22 protein-coding genes are annotated in these 19,175 nt (G+C 30.9%); 11 read left to right on the top strand and 11 right to left on the bottom strand.

Going from position 1 to position 19,175, the window contains the following annotated elements:
* The first annotated feature begins 1 nt into the window (after position 1).
* Genes METVU_RS02515 through METVU_RS02500 form a run of 4 tightly spaced genes read left to right on the top strand, consistent with a single transcriptional unit; the run spans position 2 to position 2,846 of the window.
* A complete protein-coding gene (locus METVU_RS02515; protein WP_015732590.1) occupies positions 2-556 on the top strand; it encodes a hypothetical protein in 555 nt (184 codons plus the stop codon).
* Positions 553-921, top strand: coding sequence for a hypothetical protein (locus METVU_RS02510; protein WP_015732589.1), 369 nt, complete (start codon positions 553-555; stop codon positions 919-921). The genes METVU_RS02515 and METVU_RS02510 overlap by 4 nt, the downstream gene beginning before the upstream one ends.
* Positions 909-2,066, top strand: a complete 1,158-nt coding sequence (locus METVU_RS02505; protein ID WP_015732588.1) for a hypothetical protein — start codon at positions 909-911, stop codon at positions 2,064-2,066. The genes METVU_RS02510 and METVU_RS02505 overlap by 13 nt, the downstream gene beginning before the upstream one ends.
* A 24-nt stretch (positions 2,067-2,090) precedes the next feature.
* Positions 2,091-2,846, top strand: coding sequence for an A24 family peptidase (locus METVU_RS02500; protein WP_015732587.1), 756 nt, complete (start codon positions 2,091-2,093; stop codon positions 2,844-2,846).
* Here the strand turns inward: METVU_RS02500 and METVU_RS02495 are convergent.
* Positions 2,843-3,910, bottom strand: a complete 1,068-nt coding sequence (locus tag METVU_RS02495) for a transglutaminase-like domain-containing protein (RefSeq protein ID WP_015732586.1) — start codon at positions 3,908-3,910, stop codon at positions 2,843-2,845. The two genes, METVU_RS02500 and METVU_RS02495, sit on opposite strands and share 4 nt — an antisense overlap.
* Before the next feature lie 118 nt (positions 3,911-4,028).
* On the opposite strand from METVU_RS02495, the gene cobQ reads away from it, so the two are divergent.
* Together cobQ and METVU_RS02485 are read left to right on the top strand one after the other, a co-directional pair.
* On the top strand, positions 4,029-5,510 hold the full coding sequence (gene cobQ, locus METVU_RS02490; RefSeq protein WP_048196731.1) for a cobyric acid synthase CobQ: 1,482 nt from the start codon (positions 4,029-4,031) through the stop codon (positions 5,508-5,510).
* Between the two features lies 1 nt (position 5,511).
* Positions 5,512-6,540 carry an ATP-binding protein gene (locus METVU_RS02485; protein ID WP_015732584.1) on the top strand — a complete coding sequence of 343 codons (1,029 nt, stop codon included), beginning with the start codon at positions 5,512-5,514 and terminating at the stop codon, positions 6,538-6,540.
* Positions 6,541-6,572: 32 nt separating this feature from the next.
* On the opposite strand, the gene METVU_RS02480 is transcribed toward METVU_RS02485, so the two are convergent.
* From METVU_RS02480 to fhcD, 7 genes are all read right to left on the bottom strand, one after another.
* Positions 6,573-6,917 (bottom strand): roadblock/LC7 domain-containing protein, encoded by a 345-nt coding sequence (locus tag METVU_RS02480; RefSeq protein ID WP_015732583.1) that lies wholly within the window; start codon positions 6,915-6,917, stop codon positions 6,573-6,575.
* Between the two features lie 114 nt (positions 6,918-7,031).
* Positions 7,032-7,616 carry a hypothetical protein gene (locus METVU_RS02475; RefSeq protein ID WP_048196729.1) on the bottom strand — a complete coding sequence of 195 codons (585 nt, stop codon included), beginning with the start codon at positions 7,614-7,616 and terminating at the stop codon, positions 7,032-7,034.
* Positions 7,617-8,059: 443 nt separating this feature from the next.
* Positions 8,060-8,941, bottom strand: a complete 882-nt coding sequence (gene speE / locus METVU_RS02470; RefSeq protein WP_015732581.1) for a spermidine synthase — start codon at positions 8,939-8,941, stop codon at positions 8,060-8,062.
* Between the two features lie 265 nt (positions 8,942-9,206).
* On the bottom strand, positions 9,207-9,578 hold the full coding sequence (gene speD / locus METVU_RS02465; RefSeq protein WP_211204361.1) for an adenosylmethionine decarboxylase: 372 nt from the start codon (positions 9,576-9,578) through the stop codon (positions 9,207-9,209).
* A gap of 134 nt (positions 9,579-9,712) precedes the next feature.
* Positions 9,713-10,210 carry a pyruvoyl-dependent arginine decarboxylase gene (locus METVU_RS02460; RefSeq protein ID WP_015732579.1) on the bottom strand — a complete coding sequence of 166 codons (498 nt, stop codon included), beginning with the start codon at positions 10,208-10,210 and terminating at the stop codon, positions 9,713-9,715.
* 272 nt (positions 10,211-10,482) lie between these two features.
* A complete protein-coding gene (locus METVU_RS02455; RefSeq protein WP_015732578.1) occupies positions 10,483-11,157 on the bottom strand; it encodes a hypothetical protein in 675 nt (224 codons plus the stop codon).
* A gap of 243 nt (positions 11,158-11,400) precedes the next feature.
* Positions 11,401-12,306: a formylmethanofuran--tetrahydromethanopterin N-formyltransferase gene (fhcD, locus tag METVU_RS02450; protein WP_015732577.1), complete on the bottom strand. Its 906-nt coding sequence runs from the start codon at positions 12,304-12,306 to the stop codon at positions 11,401-11,403.
* Positions 12,307-12,641: 335 nt separating this feature from the next.
* Between fhcD and METVU_RS02445 the strand changes: the two genes are divergently transcribed.
* The 5 genes from METVU_RS02445 to METVU_RS02425 all read left to right on the top strand — a co-directional run bounded on the left by METVU_RS02445 (position 12,642) and on the right by METVU_RS02425 (position 16,529).
* Positions 12,642-12,935 carry a DUF211 domain-containing protein gene (locus METVU_RS02445; RefSeq protein WP_015732576.1) on the top strand — a complete coding sequence of 98 codons (294 nt, stop codon included), beginning with the start codon at positions 12,642-12,644 and terminating at the stop codon, positions 12,933-12,935.
* A 229-nt stretch (positions 12,936-13,164) separates the two neighbouring features.
* Positions 13,165-14,433 carry a cation:proton antiporter gene (locus METVU_RS02440; RefSeq protein WP_048196726.1) on the top strand — a complete coding sequence of 423 codons (1,269 nt, stop codon included), beginning with the start codon at positions 13,165-13,167 and terminating at the stop codon, positions 14,431-14,433.
* 4 nt (positions 14,434-14,437) lie between these two features.
* The gene (gene ribK / locus METVU_RS02435; RefSeq protein ID WP_015732574.1) at positions 14,438-14,845 is read left to right on the top strand and encodes a CTP-dependent riboflavin kinase; all 408 of its coding nucleotides are present in this window, start codon (positions 14,438-14,440) and stop codon (positions 14,843-14,845) included.
* A 44-nt stretch (positions 14,846-14,889) separates the two neighbouring features.
* Positions 14,890-15,573, top strand: coding sequence for a 3,4-dihydroxy-2-butanone-4-phosphate synthase (gene ribB, locus METVU_RS02430; RefSeq protein WP_015732573.1), 684 nt, complete (start codon positions 14,890-14,892; stop codon positions 15,571-15,573).
* A gap of 347 nt (positions 15,574-15,920) precedes the next feature.
* Complete coding sequence (locus tag METVU_RS02425; protein WP_015732572.1) at positions 15,921-16,529, top strand: precorrin-2 dehydrogenase/sirohydrochlorin ferrochelatase family protein; 609 nt, start codon at positions 15,921-15,923, stop codon at positions 16,527-16,529.
* Here METVU_RS02425 and METVU_RS02420 read toward each other — a convergent pair.
* The 3 genes from METVU_RS02420 to METVU_RS02410 are packed head-to-tail and all read right to left on the bottom strand — an operon-like array spanning position 16,526 to position 18,990.
* Positions 16,526-17,269: a 4Fe-4S binding protein gene (locus METVU_RS02420; protein WP_015732571.1), complete on the bottom strand. Its 744-nt coding sequence runs from the start codon at positions 17,267-17,269 to the stop codon at positions 16,526-16,528. The genes METVU_RS02425 and METVU_RS02420 overlap by 4 nt on opposite strands.
* 42 nt (positions 17,270-17,311) lie before the next feature.
* Positions 17,312-17,797 carry a 4Fe-4S binding protein gene (locus tag METVU_RS02415; RefSeq protein WP_015732570.1) on the bottom strand — a complete coding sequence of 162 codons (486 nt, stop codon included), beginning with the start codon at positions 17,795-17,797 and terminating at the stop codon, positions 17,312-17,314.
* Entirely contained in the window at positions 17,794-18,990 is a 1,197-nt protein-coding gene (locus METVU_RS02410; RefSeq protein ID WP_015732569.1) for a 4Fe-4S binding protein, read from the bottom strand. The genes METVU_RS02415 and METVU_RS02410 overlap by 4 nt, the downstream gene beginning before the upstream one ends.
* Positions 18,991-19,175 lie beyond the last annotated feature (185 nt).

The raw sequence follows: 19,175 nt of genomic DNA, 5'->3' as shown, positions 1-19,175 counted from the left end.
AATGGAACTGGATTACTTACTTGCCACTGCTATGTTCTTGATAGTATCTGCCTATATTATAACTGAGGCCGTTAATTTACACAGTGTTTATGATGTTGAAGATACAAGAAAAGAATTTTTAATGTATTATGACGATCTAAAATATAATTTCTCAATTTCAAAGGGAGATCTAATCTTCAATTTTAAAGTTAATAAGATAGATTATGTAATTGATGGTTTTATAGTTAAAAACTCATCTGAAAGCAGGAATTTAATAAAAACACTTGAGAATTTGAATGGTTCATATATTATTGCATATTCTCCAACAAAAGACGAGTTTATAATCACAAAAAATCAAGAACTTTTAAAAATAATTGGGCATTACAACATATCTGCAAAATATAAAGAGGAAGAATTTAATAACATAGAGATACTCTATCCAAAAAACTATACAATACATTATAAGACATTCCCTCATATTTTTTGTAATAAGATCTTTGAAATTCCATTTTGTGTGGTTGATAAAAATAAAAACATCTCTATTAAATACTATGGAGTATTAGATGTGGGACGATGATTCCTAAAAATAGATCTGGCTTTGTTAGAATTTTAGAAGCAACTGTTGCCTGTATTATGATTATCTTGGTTTTTTCTTATTTGATAATGTCTCAAAATTTTAATTACAACTCTTCCTTGGAGTTTATTGGATATAACGCATTATATTCAGCACATATTGAGGAGAGTGATTTTGAAAACGTCTCCTCCCTTTATAGGAAAATCAAACTACCGAGTAATGTTGGTTATGGTTTTGAGATCTATAAAAATGGAGAGTTAATATATTCCAATGAAGAAGAGGGCGTTGTTGTTGAACGAAATTTTATATTTGAAAATAACTCTTCGGTAAATTTCTATAAATTAAGGTTGATACTATGGTGGAGATGAACAAAAAAAGTCAATTTTTTATAATTGGAGCGGTTATCTTATCTATAGGATTAATACTGTTTTTCTTACTTGGATTTAGTTCTAACATATCTGATAATTCCTATCTAATGGCATTCAAAATGAAAGATGTCAAAAATTCCATAAAGATGTGTTTGATAAGTTCTCTAAATTCAAACTCAAATCTAAGTAAAAATTTATATATTCTAAAAAATAATTATAAGGATGAGGGGGTTGAGATCAACTATCGAAAGATACTATCTTCAACGATCGCATATGAGGCAAAAAACTTAACATTCAACTTCTTATTGAATAATGGAACTTTTTTTTATAATGCCTCAAATTATGGATTTGGAGGAGCATTTAACGGAAGCTTAAACATTTCAAATTATCAATTTAAAGATAACATCCCCATATATATCCCAAACAATAACTCGATTACTGGAATTTGCAATATAACTGGAAACTATACCAATGTGTTTGTTTATGATAATTTTGGAAATTTGGTTGTTAATAAAACCATATATAACAGTTCTAATATTTCATATGTCCATCTATATTATTGTATTCTGAATGTATCAAAAGAAGGAAACTTCGTCATTTTTATAATGGCAAAATATGCCTTTAACAACTCTCTAATGGAAAATATTTCGTGTGTAAATGCAAGTGGATATTTTGATAGTTATACAAACAACACATATGTAAGTATATCCATAAACGGAAGTTTTTCTGGAATGATGTATGTCAAAAGTCAGTATAAAAATTACAGCACAACCATAAATAAAAGTGAAAATTTCATATTTAACGATACAAAGCCACCAATATACATTATTTTACTAAATAATTATTCAGATGTGCTTTTTATCCATAAACTTAATGAAACTATAAACAATTTTACAGACACATCTTATATCATTTTAAACAATTCATGCAAAAACAATTATTTTAACGTTATATATGGAAATCCTCCAACACTTTATGTTTCATTACATGATGGAAATTTCTGCCATAACATAACCATCTACGCTCCACAAAAAGGTATATCCTCAAAAGGGCTTGTTTTGGCAGATATTCTTATAACAAACCCAAGAATGTTTTACTCCTCTTCAAATAATCTTTTTGAATATCAGAGTTGGAATATAAATTAAATTAAAACAACTTTTGGTGAAATAATGGATTTAGGATACATCTATGGGCTAATTTGCTCAATATATGGGGCATTTGAAGATTGGAAAAAGAGGGAGGTGAATGATTTCTTATGGCTGTCTATGTTGTGGATAGGGGCTTTTATACACGTTTTATATGGTTTAAGCAATTTGTTAGTGTTTTTTATTGAAGTTCTTGCAATTTTTTTAATAACTATTTCTGTTAAATTTGAAAGATTTAGCAAAATTGGATATTGTGGAATTTTTTTATTTATAATATCTGCTTTTTTATTTAAATCTTATTTTGCACTATCATTTTTAATATTCTATATAATTGGAATTTTTTTATATTATGCAAATCTTATGGGAGGAGGGGATTGTAAATTTTTAATGGGAGTTAGTTATTTAAAAGGCCTGATCTTTACTTTTGTTATATTTTTAAATGCAATAATATTTGTTATTCCCTACTGTGTAGTTATTTTACTAACAAATATAAAAAAGGGGAATTATAAAAAATTAAAATTGAAACATTTTCCTTTATTGCTTATTGCCATAAAAAAAGACATAAAAGATGTTAAAAAATTTGAAACAATTATGGGAGACGATGAAAACCTCTCCCTACTACCAAAAATAAATGAAGAAGAGGAAAAAACTTATAAAGGAGAAGTTTGGGCAACTCCACAACTTCCATTTTTGGTATTTATCTGCATCTCATACATTATCTATATGCTTTATCCTCAACCCATAATATTTGATTTATTAAAGTTGGTAATGTTTGGTTAATTATTAAATCTCATATTTAACAACTCTACCAAATCCCCATATATAGCAACTCCCGGAATTTCACGATATTTTATTATTTTTATCTTATCTCTTTCTTTCACGACCTTAAACATTACAATACTTGCAATTTTTAAATTTCCTTCAAACGTTTGAGTGGTATATTCATTTATTGGAATTAATTTTGGTTGCTGATCTATAACAAAGAAAGTATTGTTAATCTCTACTGCAACAGATGCGTGACTTATTTTAGATAAACGCATAGATGATTCATTATATAAATAAACATCTAAAATATAGGGGGTTATATTATCATTCAACAACAAAGCGGAGGTTAATGTTGCATAATCTAAACATATTCCCCTTCCTGTTTTCACTGTCTTTAAAGGAGGATTATATATATCTTTCCATTCAAATTTTCCATTTTCTATTTTTTTAGCTTTTCCATAATCATACTTTACATGCTCCGCTACCCATTTTGCAATATTCTCGGCAGTTTCTTTTTTATTATCTCCCCTCAGGTGATATGATATATTTTTAACCTCCTCAATATTTTTTAATGTCAATAAATGATCTTCAACAAAATTTCTAAAATACTTACTATCAAGCGAAGGAATCCCATATATCTCTGCTTTATTGAATGTTTCACATATTATCGGTTTATCCGGCAAATCATTCAAGTTTGCAAATGTTAAAATTGATGAATAAACTCCTTGAATATCTGAGCCCGTTAAAATAACCACCGTATGTCCATTTATGATCTGTTTTTCTATAACTCCCTTATCTTTCCCAGGATATGTTTCATTTACCTTTACCTCAAAAAATCCTATATACTTTTTTATGAGAGGATTATCGTTTGGTGTTCCTACCAGTATGGTATCTTTTGTTATTGTTTTGTTATTTGCATTTAGAGGAGAAATTATCTCAGCATTTTTTACAAATTCTTCAAATTTAACCGAGGTTAGCGTATAATAAAAAACATGGGATATATCGTAAGTTTTTTCATATGCGTAAGAGCTGAAGATAGTAGCGATAACTAATACTGTTATAAGGAATTTTATTTTCATATCCTCCCACCAAATTTAAAATTTTTAAAGTTTAAATAATATTGATTATTATGTTAGTTAATTTGATATATCTATCTTAATCTTATAACATTTTTAATTTATCATCTTTGGTGAAACAATGGCAGAGTTTATAATGGTTGTGGGAACATCATCTAATAGCGGAAAAACAACGATAACTGCTGGATTATGTAGAATTTTGGCAAATAAGGGATATAAAGTAGCTCCTTTTAAGTCCCAAAATATGAGTTTAAATTCAAGGGTTGCGAAGGAAGATGGGGAAATTGCAATAGCCCAATACACCCAAAGCTTAGCTTGTAGAGTTGAGCCGTCAGTGCATTTTAATCCAATTTTATTAAAACCAAAGGGGAATTTTACATCACAAGTTATAGTTCATGGAAAACCATATAAAGATATGAATTATAACGAATATAGAAAGAATAAGGACTTTTTTCTAAAAAAAATTAAAGAAAGTTTAGAAATTTTAAATAGGGAGTATGATTATGTGGTTATGGAAGGGGCTGGGAGTTGTTGTGAAATAAACTTATTAAAGGATGATATTGCAAATTTAAGAATAGCAGAAATGGTAAATGCTAAGGCGATTTTAGTTGCAGATATTGATAGAGGTGGTGTTTTTGCCTCAATATATGGAACTATAAAACTCCTTCCTGAAAAGTGGAGGAAATTAATTAAAGGAATTGTGATAAATAAATTTAGAGGTAATGTAGATGTCCTAAAAGAGGGAATTGAAAAAATAGAAGAGTTAACTGGAATTCCTGTGTTAGGTATAGTTCCATATGATGAAAACCTTGTTCTGCCAGAGGAGGATAGCCAGTCAATTCAAAAAATGAGGGAATTTGGAAATATAAAAAGTGGAGTCGAAATTGATGTAGTTAAATTTAGTAAAATATCTAATTTCACTGACTTAGATCCCCTGAGATACGATGCACATATAAAATTTTTGGACTTTAAAGACGATATAACTGGAGATATATTAGTCCTTCCCGGAACAAGAAGTTCTACAAAGGAGGCAATGTATTTAAGGAAATATAATTTTGAAGAGAAAATTTTAGATTTTTTAAAAGAGGGAGGGGTTGTTATTGGAATCTGTGGGGGTTATCAAGTTTTAGGAGAGAAGTTGATAGATCGCGAAAGAAAAGAATCAGAAATTGGAGATGTAGATGGGTTAAGTATATTTAATGCAAAAACATATCTTGGTAATGAAAAGGTAATAAAAAATTCTCGAGGGGTTTTATCAATAGAAGGAAAGAATTTTAATGTTTTTGGATATGAAATACATGAAGGAATTACCCATTCCAGAGAAAAGCCCCTTATAAAAGTTGAAAGAGGATTTGGAAATCGAGGAGATGGATTTGATGGTGCAATTAAAAGATTTGGAGATGGAATTGTTATAGGAACATATTTTCATGGGATATTTGAAAATTACATGTTTAGAAATTATATAATAAACATCATTAGAAAGAAAAAAGGATTAGAGGAGATAAATCACGACTCATATAAAGACAGTATAGAAAGAAATTTAAATTACTTTGCTGAAATTGTGGAAAAAAATGTTAACTTAAATCCTATATTTGAGGGGTAGTATGGATCACGTTATAAATTTAAAAAAACTAAAAAAACACGTAAATCCTTTTTTTATAACAATAAGAAGAGATAAAATTATTATAAACAATAAAAGAATGGCCCGTCTTTCGAGATATAAGATGAATAAGATCGAGGAGGAATTGGGTATTTCAGTAGTGTATTCAAAAACATATGAATATGTATCAACAAAAGTCGGAAGATTCATTACAAAAAATAAAATAATCTCTCCAAGAGACGTTATAATTGTTGGATTAAGTGGAGGTAAAGATAGTTTATTACTTTTACACCTATTAGAACCATATAGAAGAAAGTATGGAATAAAACTAATAGCAGCTACCGTAGATGTCAACATAGGAGGCATTAGGCCTTGGAAAGAGGATAGTGAGGGAGTTAAGTTGATAAAACATCACTGTGAAATGCTTTCAATCCCGCATATCACTTTAAAAAGTGAACTTGATGTCGTAGAGTTGTCTGAAATTCTTAGTAAAAACTCAAGAGGTATGGAGTTTTCTCCGTGTTTTTCATGTTCTGTTATTAAAAGGCATTTATTAAGTAAGTTATGCAAAGAAATTTCTAAAAGAGATAACCTTCCCTATGAGAAAGTAAAAATAGCGTATGGGCATAATTTAGACGATAATTCAGATACCATATTGGCAAATATGTTTAAAGGAGAGAGATTAAAATTTATGAAGCCAATAACAAAATTCAATCATAGTGAAGTTGATTATGGAACATTCAAAATCCCTCTTGAGGAATGCACCATTATAAGGCCAATGCTTCCAGTTTTAGAGCAAGATATTGTAAAATCTCTTGAAGAGTGTAATCTCTCTTACTATAAAGATAAAGATGAATGTCCATACAGTAGAGATAGAGGAGATAGTGTAAGAAAAAGATGCCATGAAATTTTAGAAGAAGTGGAGAAAGAAATTCCAAATATAAGAGAGATGATTGTTAGTTCTGCTTTAAAAACTGTTGAATATTACTCAAAAAATCCTATCCTCACAAATGAGAAAAACAATGAAAAATAAAAAATAATGACCTATAAATTATAGCATTTACATTAGAACATTGCTTTTACTTTTTCTGCTGCTCTTTTCATGGTTATTCTTATTAGTCCTAAGTTTACTTTTGCATCGGTTAATACGACTAAGATTCCTTCTCCTGCATCAACCATTAATGTTTTACCATGTTCTCCTTCAATCATTGTTTGTTCTAAATTACCCATTCCAATCTCTGCCGCTGTCCTCTCAGCAGCCCCAAAAGCAGCAGAAGCCATAGCCCCAACCAACTCAGCATCAACACTACCAGGCAACTGGGATGCAATAACCAACCCATCCTTACCAACAACCATAGAACCCTTAATACCCTCCGTCTTATTCAACTCCAACAAAACCCTATCAATCATAAATTTTCACCTTTTAGAGTTTAATATGTTTTTTAATGTATTTGAAAATTTTTATTATAATTTCTAATTATATCCGCATATTACTATATATGCTTATCTATTTAAATTAATTACTTATAATTTTTCCACTTCTTTTATTTCAACTATTAATGTCTCTCCATCCTCAATCGGAAGTTTAGTGTTAACATTAATTCTTGCTTTTACATTTCCTCCTTCTCTTTCTCTTAAGACCCTTCTAACTATTGAAGCAGATAACAGCCCTTCCGGACTTAATGGAAACTCTTTCAAACCCCTATCGATTAAGATCTTGTGAACTGGGGCAAATACTGATCCTTTGATGTAGAGTTTATATATAACCATATTGTCCTTTTTCTCTTTTTCGATTTTAATATCTTTGGCAATTCCTAATTCTAAGAATGCATTTTTTAATAATTCTTCTACATTCTCCATTTCATAATTAACTTGATCATTACCTAAGATTTCATCAACCATTGCACTTAAAACTTCTCCAACTTCTGATAGTAAGATCTGAGTCATGGCTCCTGCTCCGCTTCCTAAGGTTTTTGCCAGTGCAATGCTATATCCTGTAATTAGTGAATTCATTAAAGGAATCATTCTCTCTGCTGTTCTATTTACCATATTTTCAACTCCTGTATTTTTTAGTAGGTGTCTTGCCTGTTCCATATACACCTCCTCCATATGATCCCACCTTTTTTGGTGGTTTTGATCGTTTTGAGGTAAAAAAATTTGTTATTTAACTTTAATAATGTATACTTCTTTAGAGATATATACTAAGATATAATTTAATTTGAAAATTTGGATTTCTACCTTATTTTCCGATTTTTTGGGGGGGGGGGGGGGGGGGGAGAAATTTTTATAAAAAAATAACTCTCCCAAGATGAAATAACGTTCATATATAAAACATTAATTAGTTTAGATTTACATGTCTGAAATATATTATATTTTTACAACTATTTATTAATTTTCAGACATTTTTTGGACAATTTTATAGAGTGGCATATATGGAGCAATAAATTTTATGTATGAATTTTCAATATTTAAAAGCATTATTAACGAAAAACGATGCAAAAATAAAAACAAAAAATAGAGACGAAAATTGAAGAATAATTAAAGTATTCTCCTTATTCAAGGGCTTTTTTAACTGCATCTTTTAAAAACTTTGGAGTTGCCAAAAATATCCCTTTGTGAACTTCTTCATCATAGTATTTAGTTTTTATATCTTTTAATTTTTCTTTTATTTTTTTCTCATCAGTTTCTAATGGGTCGTGTTTTTTAGATGCTAAGGTAAAACTCCAAAATCCACTTGGATACGTTGGCATAGGGTAAGTATATGGCTTAATTATCTCAAAACCTGCTTCTTTTAAATATTTGCAGATATTTTGTATTAAATCTAAGTTATAAAGAGGACTTTCGGACTGTTGAACCATAATTCCATCGTCATCCAAACATTTATATATATTTTTATAAAACTCTTTTTCAAATAAGCCCTTTGCCGGTCCCACAGGATCTGGGCAATCAACAATTATAACATCATATTTATTCTCTGTTTCAGCAACATACTTAATTCCATCAGTTATTAAAACATTAACCTTCTCATTTTCTATTTCACAACTTAATTTTGGCATGTATTTTTTACACGCCTCAATAACCTTTTTATCTAACTCTACAAAATCAACAACCTCAACCGAATCGTGTTTAACTACTTCTCTAACAGTTCCTCCGTCTCCTCCTCCAATAACAAGAACTCTTTTTGGATTGGGATGAGTAAAAAGAGGGATGTGTGATATTAATTCATGATAAATAAATTCATCTCTCTCTGTTGTTTGGAACGTATTATCCAATATAAGCACTTTTCCAAAATCATACGAGTCAACTATCTCTATTTCTTGAAATTCGGATTTTTCCCTATACAGTATATCTTTAATTCTTACTGAAAGTGCTACATTATTATTATGATATTCGGTAAACCATATTTGGCATTTAAAATCGTTGTTTTGGTTCACTTCCACCACCTTAGAATTTATGTTAAAAAATGGTTTAAAATTAAATTATATTAATGGACTAACCAATAACCAATATATAGTTAAGTTATGTGGCAATTAAATAAATATTAATAATTAATACTCAAAAATTAATAATTAAACTAATTTTATTAAGATTTGTTCATTGAAGTTTTGTGCCTTAAAACTGATATGTTGTAATTGAGGGATTATAATTGGATTTAGGGTAAACACAAATATTTATAAATAATGGATAAGGGATATTTAATTATTTAAGTTCGAAAGTTCCATTTTCCATAAGCCCTCTCTTTAAATCAATTATTTGTATTGATTTTGGCTTTAAAAAGTCCCTTATAACTTCTAATGCTTTGTATGGATCTGTATGCTCTCCGCAGGTAAACACATCCAAAGCAGCATAACCATATTCAGGATATGTATGTATTGCTATATGGCTCTCCGCTAAGACAGCAACACCTGTTGCTCCTTGAGGAGAGAATTTGTGAGTTCTTACACAGATTAAAGTAGCTCCACAGGCCTCAACGCAGTCAACAAGCATTTTTTCGATGCCTTTCTCGTCATCCAACGCTTTTGGATCGCAACCCCATAACTCCAATATTAAGTGTTTTCCTAAGTATTTCAACATTCTTTCACCTCCAAAATCGATAAATAAAAAATAAAATTTTCTTTTTTAGGAATTCGGAAACTATCTTTAAATTATTTTTACTCTCATAAATTATACCTATTTCATATTTAACTGTTAATGTTTTTCGAAAGTTATTTATACCACAGTGCTGCTGCGGCAAATGCACATCCCAATTTTTCAACTGTATGTTCAACAGCAATTGATTTTATTTCTTTCAATTCCCAACCTCTCATTTCAAATCCGATCTTTGCCATCTCTCTAACCTTCTCTTCTGCCTCTTTTTTACCACAGACCCCTTCAAATTCCATAATTAAACCACAAAGGTCTTCATCTTTTGGTATTGCAATGCTTATTGCAGCAGATATTGTTTCTCCCGGGGTTTCGCTTATAATATAACCATATGCTGTGGGAACTAATGCACCCATTGGTAGTTTTGGTAGAGGAACGATCTCTGCTTTCGGGGGCATTATACTGCTTATTCTAATTAAGTTTACATTACCAATCCCTGCATCTAACAAAGCCCCATCAAAAGCATTTAGTGGTGTTTTTCCTTCGCTACTTCCTGCTACAAGTGAGATAGTGTTTGGTAATTTAAAATAGGAATGAATCGGGCTTATCTCTTTATTCATTCGACGCACCTCCGAAAACTCATGTTTTTTTCGACTTATGAACGATTATATATAATAGTTTTAAGATTTTTTAGTGTAAATAATGATTACTCATATATAAACTCTTCGGTGTTAAAATAGATTAAAATTTTCTGAGCTTTTATAGAAAAAAACGGGATATTATGACCTATTTTTTATTATATTAAGAAGTTATACCGAAAAAAGAAAATTTTAAAATTTTTAAAAACTTCTGTTGTTTAGGACAAGTTTTGTTGATTATTTTTTAATTACCTTTAAATTAGGAACTCTTTTTCTTTTAATATTTCTTCAACAGTTTTTCCCAAATAATCGTCTTTTGAAACCACTCCATATGGATAGATGTAAACTTTGTCCTCTATGTTTATTCTTGGATATTCTGGCTCTATAATAACATCTTCTAACAAACATCTTTTTAAATGATTGGCTGTTTTAGTTATGTTCATAAGTTTTGGCTCTTTATATGGAGGATTGTTTTTTAAAAATTTCCATTTAGTTCCATAATAAACTATATAATCAGGATTAAACAACAATACCACTTCTCCATGAATTTCCAAAACAAGAGTCCAAGAGAACACTCCCCTCGTAAACCCCAACAACCTACCCAAATATGAGGTTTTTGGCGTTTCATAATACACCTTTAAGGTTCTTCCTACTATTCGAGATAGTGCCTCTTTTATATGAACATTCTTTGGATTCGTTGGAAGGGATGTCTTGGGAATCACATTTATTGGAATACAGTTAACTGGCTTAACCATATGCAGAGCTAAAAGTGGGTAAAAATATATATGGTCTTTTTTATTCCTCATTACTATTCCTTCTATCGGCCCATTGAAATCTGCCTTTAAAACTTTTCCTTTATATGTATTAAAGGATTTATTCAACGTAAATTCTCCAATCATATCTTTTCTTAATGCGTATTTTGGTTTCAAACCAAAAACCCCCTATATGGTTTTATCTCAATTCAGCTCCACCTTTACAAGATTTTGTTGTTAAGTTTTATTCTATTCGAAACTTTTCACTTAAATCAACGAATATAATTTTAAATTATTAACTATTTAAATTTTATTTGTAGGAGGTGTTTTATATATTTTTCTTTGCAAAAAAGAAGGGATGTTGAAATGATATTAAAGAATAATCAAAATCAAAAAATCAAAAGGTAGTAATTTATTAATTTATTCAAATAACTCTCTTAAATTAAACTGGTATTTACCCAACTTACCGCCATAGTTTCCTGCTGTGATCTTCTTAACACCTTTAACTGTTGTAGCGGCTAAAATACCTTGTTTCATTGCCTCTTTAACTGCCTCTTCATCAACTCCATCAATAACTATCTCATAAACACCATTAACATCTTCAGGAATTTCTGTATCTTCAACAACTCCTTTCAATGTTGGACACATCTTATGATTTGTTGTAGCAACCATGAACTTGTATTTTGGATTGCTTGCTCCAACTTTACTTCCTGAAGCAACAACTCCTCCCGGGAATGGGGTTATTGCTCCTTCAACACTCGCAATGGCGTTAACAGCTGCCTCAGCAGCAATTAAAGCAGTTGCATTGGTATCTGCCATTATAAAGAAGTTTCCTCCAGCAACTCCTTTCTTAATTCCGAATTTTGCCTCAGTTATAAACTCTCCTCCCATGATTGGGATTTTATAAACTTTTCTTCCATATAATTCATCCTTCTTCTCATAACCGTCTCCGAAAAATTTCAACTTGAATCCAACCTTTAACTGCTCATCAGCTTTATCCCCCATTGCATCAAAAATAGCAGTTGTTGGGCATGTTAAAACACACTGTCCCAATCTCTCTAACATTTGATGCTCTAACTCTGCTTTTTTAGGGTGGCATATTTGTATTATAAAACCAGGTCTTCCATCTGGTGTTTTTGATGGAGGGACATATTTCTCAATTCCTGCCTCTGCTGGACACATTATAACTGAACAACCGAAACCTGTCGCTTCTGTTGCAGCAATTTTAGCCCACTTTTTTGTTGCAGCAGTTATTAAAACTCTTGAAACCCATATTGGAAATGCCTCTGCAAATGTATCTTCAATATAAACACCGTTTATTTCCATTCTCTCCCTCCTTTCTTTTTATTATTTACACTAAACTCTTATTTAATTTCAATATATTGGTTCTATTTTTATGGTCTTTTTGAATTACACAAAATATTTTTACCCCAAAGGGATATTAATATCTTATCATTTGTAGTTTTAATATCTAACTTTTTAACTGTTTTCCTTCTGTAATATTCTTAATACCCCATTTATAAATTATAAAAACCAGGAATAAAAAATGAAAATTACAAAAGTTATAAAAATTAAAGATTTTATGATACTTAACAATTAACCTTAAATAACTCTTTAATGGTTAAAGATATATTTGTTGAAAAACATTAAGAGGGATAACCTTGAATGGAATCAGAAGGATCGTTTTAGATATATTAAAACCACACGAGCCAAAAATAACAGAAATGGCTCTAAAACTAACATCTCTCCCAAATATTGACGGAGTAAACATTACGGTCTATGAAATTGACAAGGAAACAGAAAATGTGAAGGTAACTATTGAGGGAAGTAATCTTGATTTTGATGAGATTCAGGAAATCGTAGAAATGTTGGGAGGAACAATTCACAGTATAGATGAGGTTGTTGCAGGTAAAAGGATTATAGAAGAGGTTAGAACTCCTCAGGATAGGCATTGACTTCTAATCTTTTTAGATTTTTATTGTGGATGTATAAATATTTATATATTAAAATATGTATATTAACTTGAATATGTCAAACAATATGTTTGAAGTTTTATTGCACTTTTTATATATCTCAAATTACATCGTGGCTTGATTTATCATCTAACTATATATTAATTAAAATATTATTAAAACTTGTAAAAACAAAAATACAAAAGATAAAAACACGTATTTCTGTGATACCATGGAACTAATGTTAGCTATTGGTTATCTTGGATTGGCCCTCGTTCTTGGATCGTTAGTAGCAAAAATAGCTGAAAAATTAAAAATACCAGATATTCCATTGTTATTACTATTGGGGCTGAGTATAGGGCCTTTTTTACACATAATCCCATCTGAATCTGCAATGGATATATTTGAATATGCAGGACCAATTGGCTTGATCTTTATTTTATTAGGAGGAGCGTTTACGATGAGAATCTCTCTACTTAGAAGGGTTATAAAAACAGTTATTAGATTAGATACCATAACATTTTTAATAACACTCTTAGTTTCGGGTTTTGTATTTAATTTAGTATTGAATTTACCGTATAACTCTCCTGTTGGATACTTGTTTGGAGCGATAATCTCAGCAACCGATCCTGCAACCCTAATTCCAGTATTTTCAAGAGTTAAAACAAACCCAGAAATAGCGATAACGTTAGAGGCAGAGAGCATATTTAACGATCCACTTGGCATCGTCTCCACAAGCGTAGTGTTAGGATTGTTTGGATTATCCTCCTCATCAAATCCAGCCATAGATCTGATAACACTTGCAGGAGGGGCCATAGTTGTAGGGCTTTTAATGGCAAAGATCTACAAGAAGATAATATTAAGTTGCAATTTTCATGAGTATGTCGCTCCCTTGGTTCTTGGGGGAGCTATGCTTCTCCTCTACTTGGGAGATGATCTCCTACCAAAAACTCTCGGATATGGGTTTAGTGGATATATGGCTGTTGCAATAATGGGTTTGTATTTAGGGGATTCATTGTTTAGGGCTGATGATATTGACTACAAGTATATTGTATCATTCTGTGATGATCTTTCACTATTAGCCCGTGTTTTTATCTTCGTATTTTTAGGGGCGTGTATAAAACTTAGTATGTTAGAGAATTATTTCCTTGTAGGATTGTTAGTGGCATTTGGGTCGATATTTTTAGCAAGACCCATCGGAGTTTTTATAGGGCTATTGGGCTCAAAACTGTCAGTTAAGGAAAAACTTTATTTAGCTTTGGAAGGGCCGAGAGGTGTTGTTCCAGCAGCTCTGGCTGTAACTGTTGGTATCGAGATTTTAAAAAATGCTGACAAAATTCCCCAATATATAACTAAATATATCTCTCCGATAGATATTGCAGGAACGATCATAATAGGAACATTTATGACGATCCTTTTGAGTGTGGTTTTAGAGGCCTCGTGGGCTGGAATTTTAGCGTTAAAGTTGCTTGGAGAATATAAACCAAAAAAGCAGGAGTGAGATAGTGTTAATTGAAGGAGAAGTGGTTTCTGGCTTTGGGGAAGGAAGATACTTCCTTTCCCTCCCTCCCTATAAAAAGACATTTAAAAAGATCCTTGGTTTTGTGCCTTATGAAGGAACGTTAAATATAATGTTGAGAAATATTTCAAAAGAAAAATTTAAAGAAGCATTTAAATATTTTAAATATATTGAAACTGAGGATTTTGAATTTGAAGGAAAAAAGTTCTTTGGAGTAAAAGTTTTTCCTGTTTATATAATAATTGAAGGCAGGAGAATAAAGGGTGCAGTAGTGTTGCCGAAAAAAACATATCATAGTAGCGATATTATAGAAGTAGTGGCTCCAATAAAGCTAAGAGATGAATTTGGGTTAAAAGATGGAGATGTGGTAAAAATACAATTTTCCCCCAAATAAATAAAATTCATACATGAATTCATAAACTTAATAAGGTAGATAATATGAGTGATAAAAACGTTGAAAATGCAATTAAAGCACTGAAAAGAGGAGAGATAATACTGGTGTATGATTCTGATGAAAGAGAAGGAGAAACGGATATGGTAGTTGCATCTCAATTTATAACGCCAGAACATATAAGAACGATGAGAAAAGATGCTGGAGGGTTGATCTGCACAGCTTTACATCCGAAAATATGTGAAAATTTAGGAATTCCGTTTATGGTGGATATTTTAGAGTTTGCCTCTCAGAAATTTAAAGTTTTAAAGGAACTCTACCCAAATGACATTCCCTATGATGAAAAATCATCATTCTCCATAACAATAAATCATAGAAAAACATTTACAGGAATCACTGACAAAGATAGATCCTTCACAATAAAAAAATTAACAGAGTTAGTGGAAGAACAGAGATTCAGCGATTTTGGAAAAGAATTTAGAAGTCCGGGACATGTTATTCTTCTTAGAGCATGTGAAGGTTTAGTTAAAAATAGGCAAGGACATACAGAAATGACAGTTGCTCTTGCAGAAATGTCAGGATTAACTCCAATAACTACCATCTGTGAGATGATGGGAGATAATGGAGAAGCAATGAGCAAATCAGAAACAAGAAAATATGCAGAAAAGCATAATTTAGTTTACCTAAATGGAGAAGATATTATAAACTACTATTTAGATAAATTTGAGTAAAAACCTTGTTCTATCTTCTATATTTCTTTTTTATATTTTTTAAACTTTTTAATCTTATCTCTTTTTAATTTATTTTAATTTATTTTCTATTTTCTTAATTCTATTCTTATTCTAATGTTGTTAACTGGAATTAATAAACATAATAAATATATACAACTATTTTTAATTACATCTAAGCGTATGGAGGTGAGTCGATGAACAATTCGACACATTCATATAGTGGGTGCCGTAGATCTACGTCGTGTTAGAAATAAGTAAAAAATAATTAAAAATAAACTAATACAAAATAATATAGCCCCAATAAAATTTAATAAAATTCTTATAAAATTAAAATAGGAGGGGTTCTTTTGCTTCCTGTTTTGTTATCTTTTAAGGGAAAGAAGGTTGTTATATTCGGCTGTGGATCTGTGGGAACGAGACGGGCTAAAAAAATATTGAAAAACGGAGGAATTGTTGATATATATTCTATGGAGTTTAGTGAGGAAATTAAATCTTTAAAAGATAGATGCGATAATTTAAATTTAATAAAATTAGATATTAAAAAGTTAAGTGATGACGAACTAAAAAAAATTATAACAAAATATGATTTTGTAATAACCGCAATAGATCCTCAGACAAACAAAAAAATAGTAAAAATTGCATTATCTCTGAATAAATTTGTAAATTCATCTACGAATGAAGAAGAAATCAATTTTATAATTCCTGCTTGCACAGAAGTTGATGGTGTGATTTTTAGTATATACACAGGAGGCAAAAGCCCCTTGATAGCAAGAAATATTAGGATCATTGTAGAAAACTACCTAAAATCAGCAGATTTAGATGGAATAGCAAAGTTCAGAGATGTTTTAAAAGAAATAATCCCAAACTCGAAAGACAGAAAGAAAATTTTAGAAGATCTCTTAAAAAATGAGGAGTTTAGAGAAGATTTAAAAAACTTAATTGAGAAATGGATCTAATGTATATCCCACATCTTTATCGCGTTTGTTGGGCAGACATCAACACATCTTCCACAGAGTATACACTTTTCCTTGTTTATTTTTACTTTATCTCCATCTTGATCTATTGCATTAACAGGACATTCCTCTATACAAACGAAACAACCAACACATAAGTTTTTATTGACATCAATATCTCTCGTCCTTATCACATCTCCTATCTCATTTTCAACTTTTATGCATTTTTTTGGACATACTGATTCACATGCTCCACAACCCATGCAAAGATCTAAGTTAACTTCTATACTCTTCCTCCTAACCACTTTTATCGCATTTGTTGGACAAAATCTTGCACATATACCACATTTTATACACTTCTCCTCATCAAGTTGATAACTTTTTAATCTTATTTTTCGATGTGGAACTGGCTTTTCTTTTATCAAGTAATGGACTTCCTCATCTTTAACCTCTGCCTCTCCTTCTATAACATAGATCGCTCCAACTGGACACGTTTGAGCACATATTTCACATTTAACACATTTGTCTTCTATTATTTTGGCAGGATTTTTGACTTTTGCTTTTTCTATTGCATTTACTGGACATTCTTTGTAGCAGAGATTACATCTAACACATTTCGTTTCATCTATATATATTAACTTATAAGATATTGGAGTTATTTTCTTTGCAATTTCGTTTATATAATATTCCTCTCCATCTATATTTTTTATAATTTCCTTTAATGGCTTTTTAATCTCTATCAACTCACACCACCTTCTATCTTGAAAATTTAGAAGTGTATTCCTCTACCGTAATATTATTGCATTCAAAGGACAGATCTCTTCACACTTTCCACAGAGTTCACATTTGTTTATATCAATCCTAATCTTATCTCCATATTCTTCGATGGCATGGAAGGGGCAATTCTTTAAACAAACTAAGCAAGAAGCACATCTCTCACTTAGATACTCTATAAATTCATACTTATCAACTTCAATTATTTTCGCATCTTCTTTTATTTCGCATCTTAATCGAATTATAACTATCGCGTTAGTTGGGCACACTTCTTTACACTTTCCGCAGAATACACATTTTTCTCTGTTTATAACTATGTGAAGTTTGTTGTTATAAGTTATCGCGTTAGTTGGGCATACTTCTCTACACTTTCCACAACCAATGCACTTATCCTCTTTAACAATAATTTCTCTTCTATTCAATACTATGTTAAATTTTGGGAGTAGTTTGATGTTATCTTCTAAATTAAAATGTTTAGAGATTATTTCTTTTATCATTGCAACTCCCTCTTCTTTTTCATTATTCTTTTATTCTCTTCGTAGACCTTTTTTCTTAACTCTTCTTTTAATTTTTTAATTGACAGTTTTTCTATTTCCTCCTTAACTTTTCCGTATTTCTTTGTGAATGAGATTAGATCTTTCTCAATAGTTTCGATAATTTTATCTTCAATTATTCTAACTTTAACAGCTTTTTCGGCTTCTTCTGGTTTAACAATCTTTATAGCCCCAACAGGACACTCTCTTGCACAGGCCCCTCCCCTAACACAGAGATCTGGAATAATGTATGGAAGTTTTGTCTCTTTGCTGATCTTTATAGCACCAGAACCACAAACCTTCTGACAGATTCTACATCCAATACACATATCCTCGTCAACCATGTAGCATATATCCTTTCTCTTTGGAACGATCTCTTTATGTGTCCTTATGGCAGTTGTTGGACAGACATCTATACAAAACCCACATTTTACACAGTTAACAATAACTTTTTTATTTAGATCAATTTCTCCAACGCAAACATCCTTACACAATCCACAAGTTAAACATATGCTGTCAACTATATGAGGAACTTCATCGATGCTTTCTTTAACTTCCAATTTTCCCATGATCTTTTTAGTTTTAATTTCGAATGCTTTTTCTATTTTCTCCTTTAATGTTTTCTCATCAACAACTATGATCGCATCTTCTATCGGACAGGCATTGATACACTCCTTACAAGAAATACATTGAGACATATTTATTACATATCTTCCCTCCTTCCGCTCGATTACGTTTATTGGGCAAGCCCTTTCACAGTTTCCGCAGTGGACACACACCTCATCGTCAATTAATAGGTTATTATATTTTGGTTTATCAAAGAATAATCCTTCTGTTTCTATCCTATGTTTATCTATTTCCAAAACTCCGGTTGGACACATCTCTACACAGTTGGCACAGGCAATACATGAACCTTCATCTATTAACGGAATGTTTTTTTGAAATTCCTCACTGTAAATCATCTCTACCGCAAATGCAGGGCAACTCTCTTTACATCCTTCACAAGAAATACACCTCTCAGGGTATTTTACAATAGGTGGGACTTTTCTATACCTCTCGGGAGGGATATAAGAACTTTTATCTGATTTCGCATTAATAAATCTTTTAATCCATTTTCTCCTTGCGAATTCATAGAGATACCATAGTGATGATGCCATAACAACCACCTAAATCTCAATACGCCTAATTTTTTAACATAATATATAGAGTTTGGACATTAATTGTCTCTGGAAGAGGCAACTTAATGGACGTGTGGTATACCAATAGGAGGTCTCCTCCTATGGTCTATAGAGATACCATAGTGATGATGCCATAACAACCACCTAACTACAATAATTAAAAT

It is taken from the genome of Methanocaldococcus vulcanius M7, from assembly GCF_000024625.1.
GTDB lineage: Archaea > AGJL01 > Methanococci > Methanococcales > Methanocaldococcaceae > Methanocaldococcus > Methanocaldococcus vulcanius.
The sequence above is the reverse complement of the archived record's forward strand: the minus strand, read 5'-3'. Positions and strand labels throughout refer to the sequence as shown.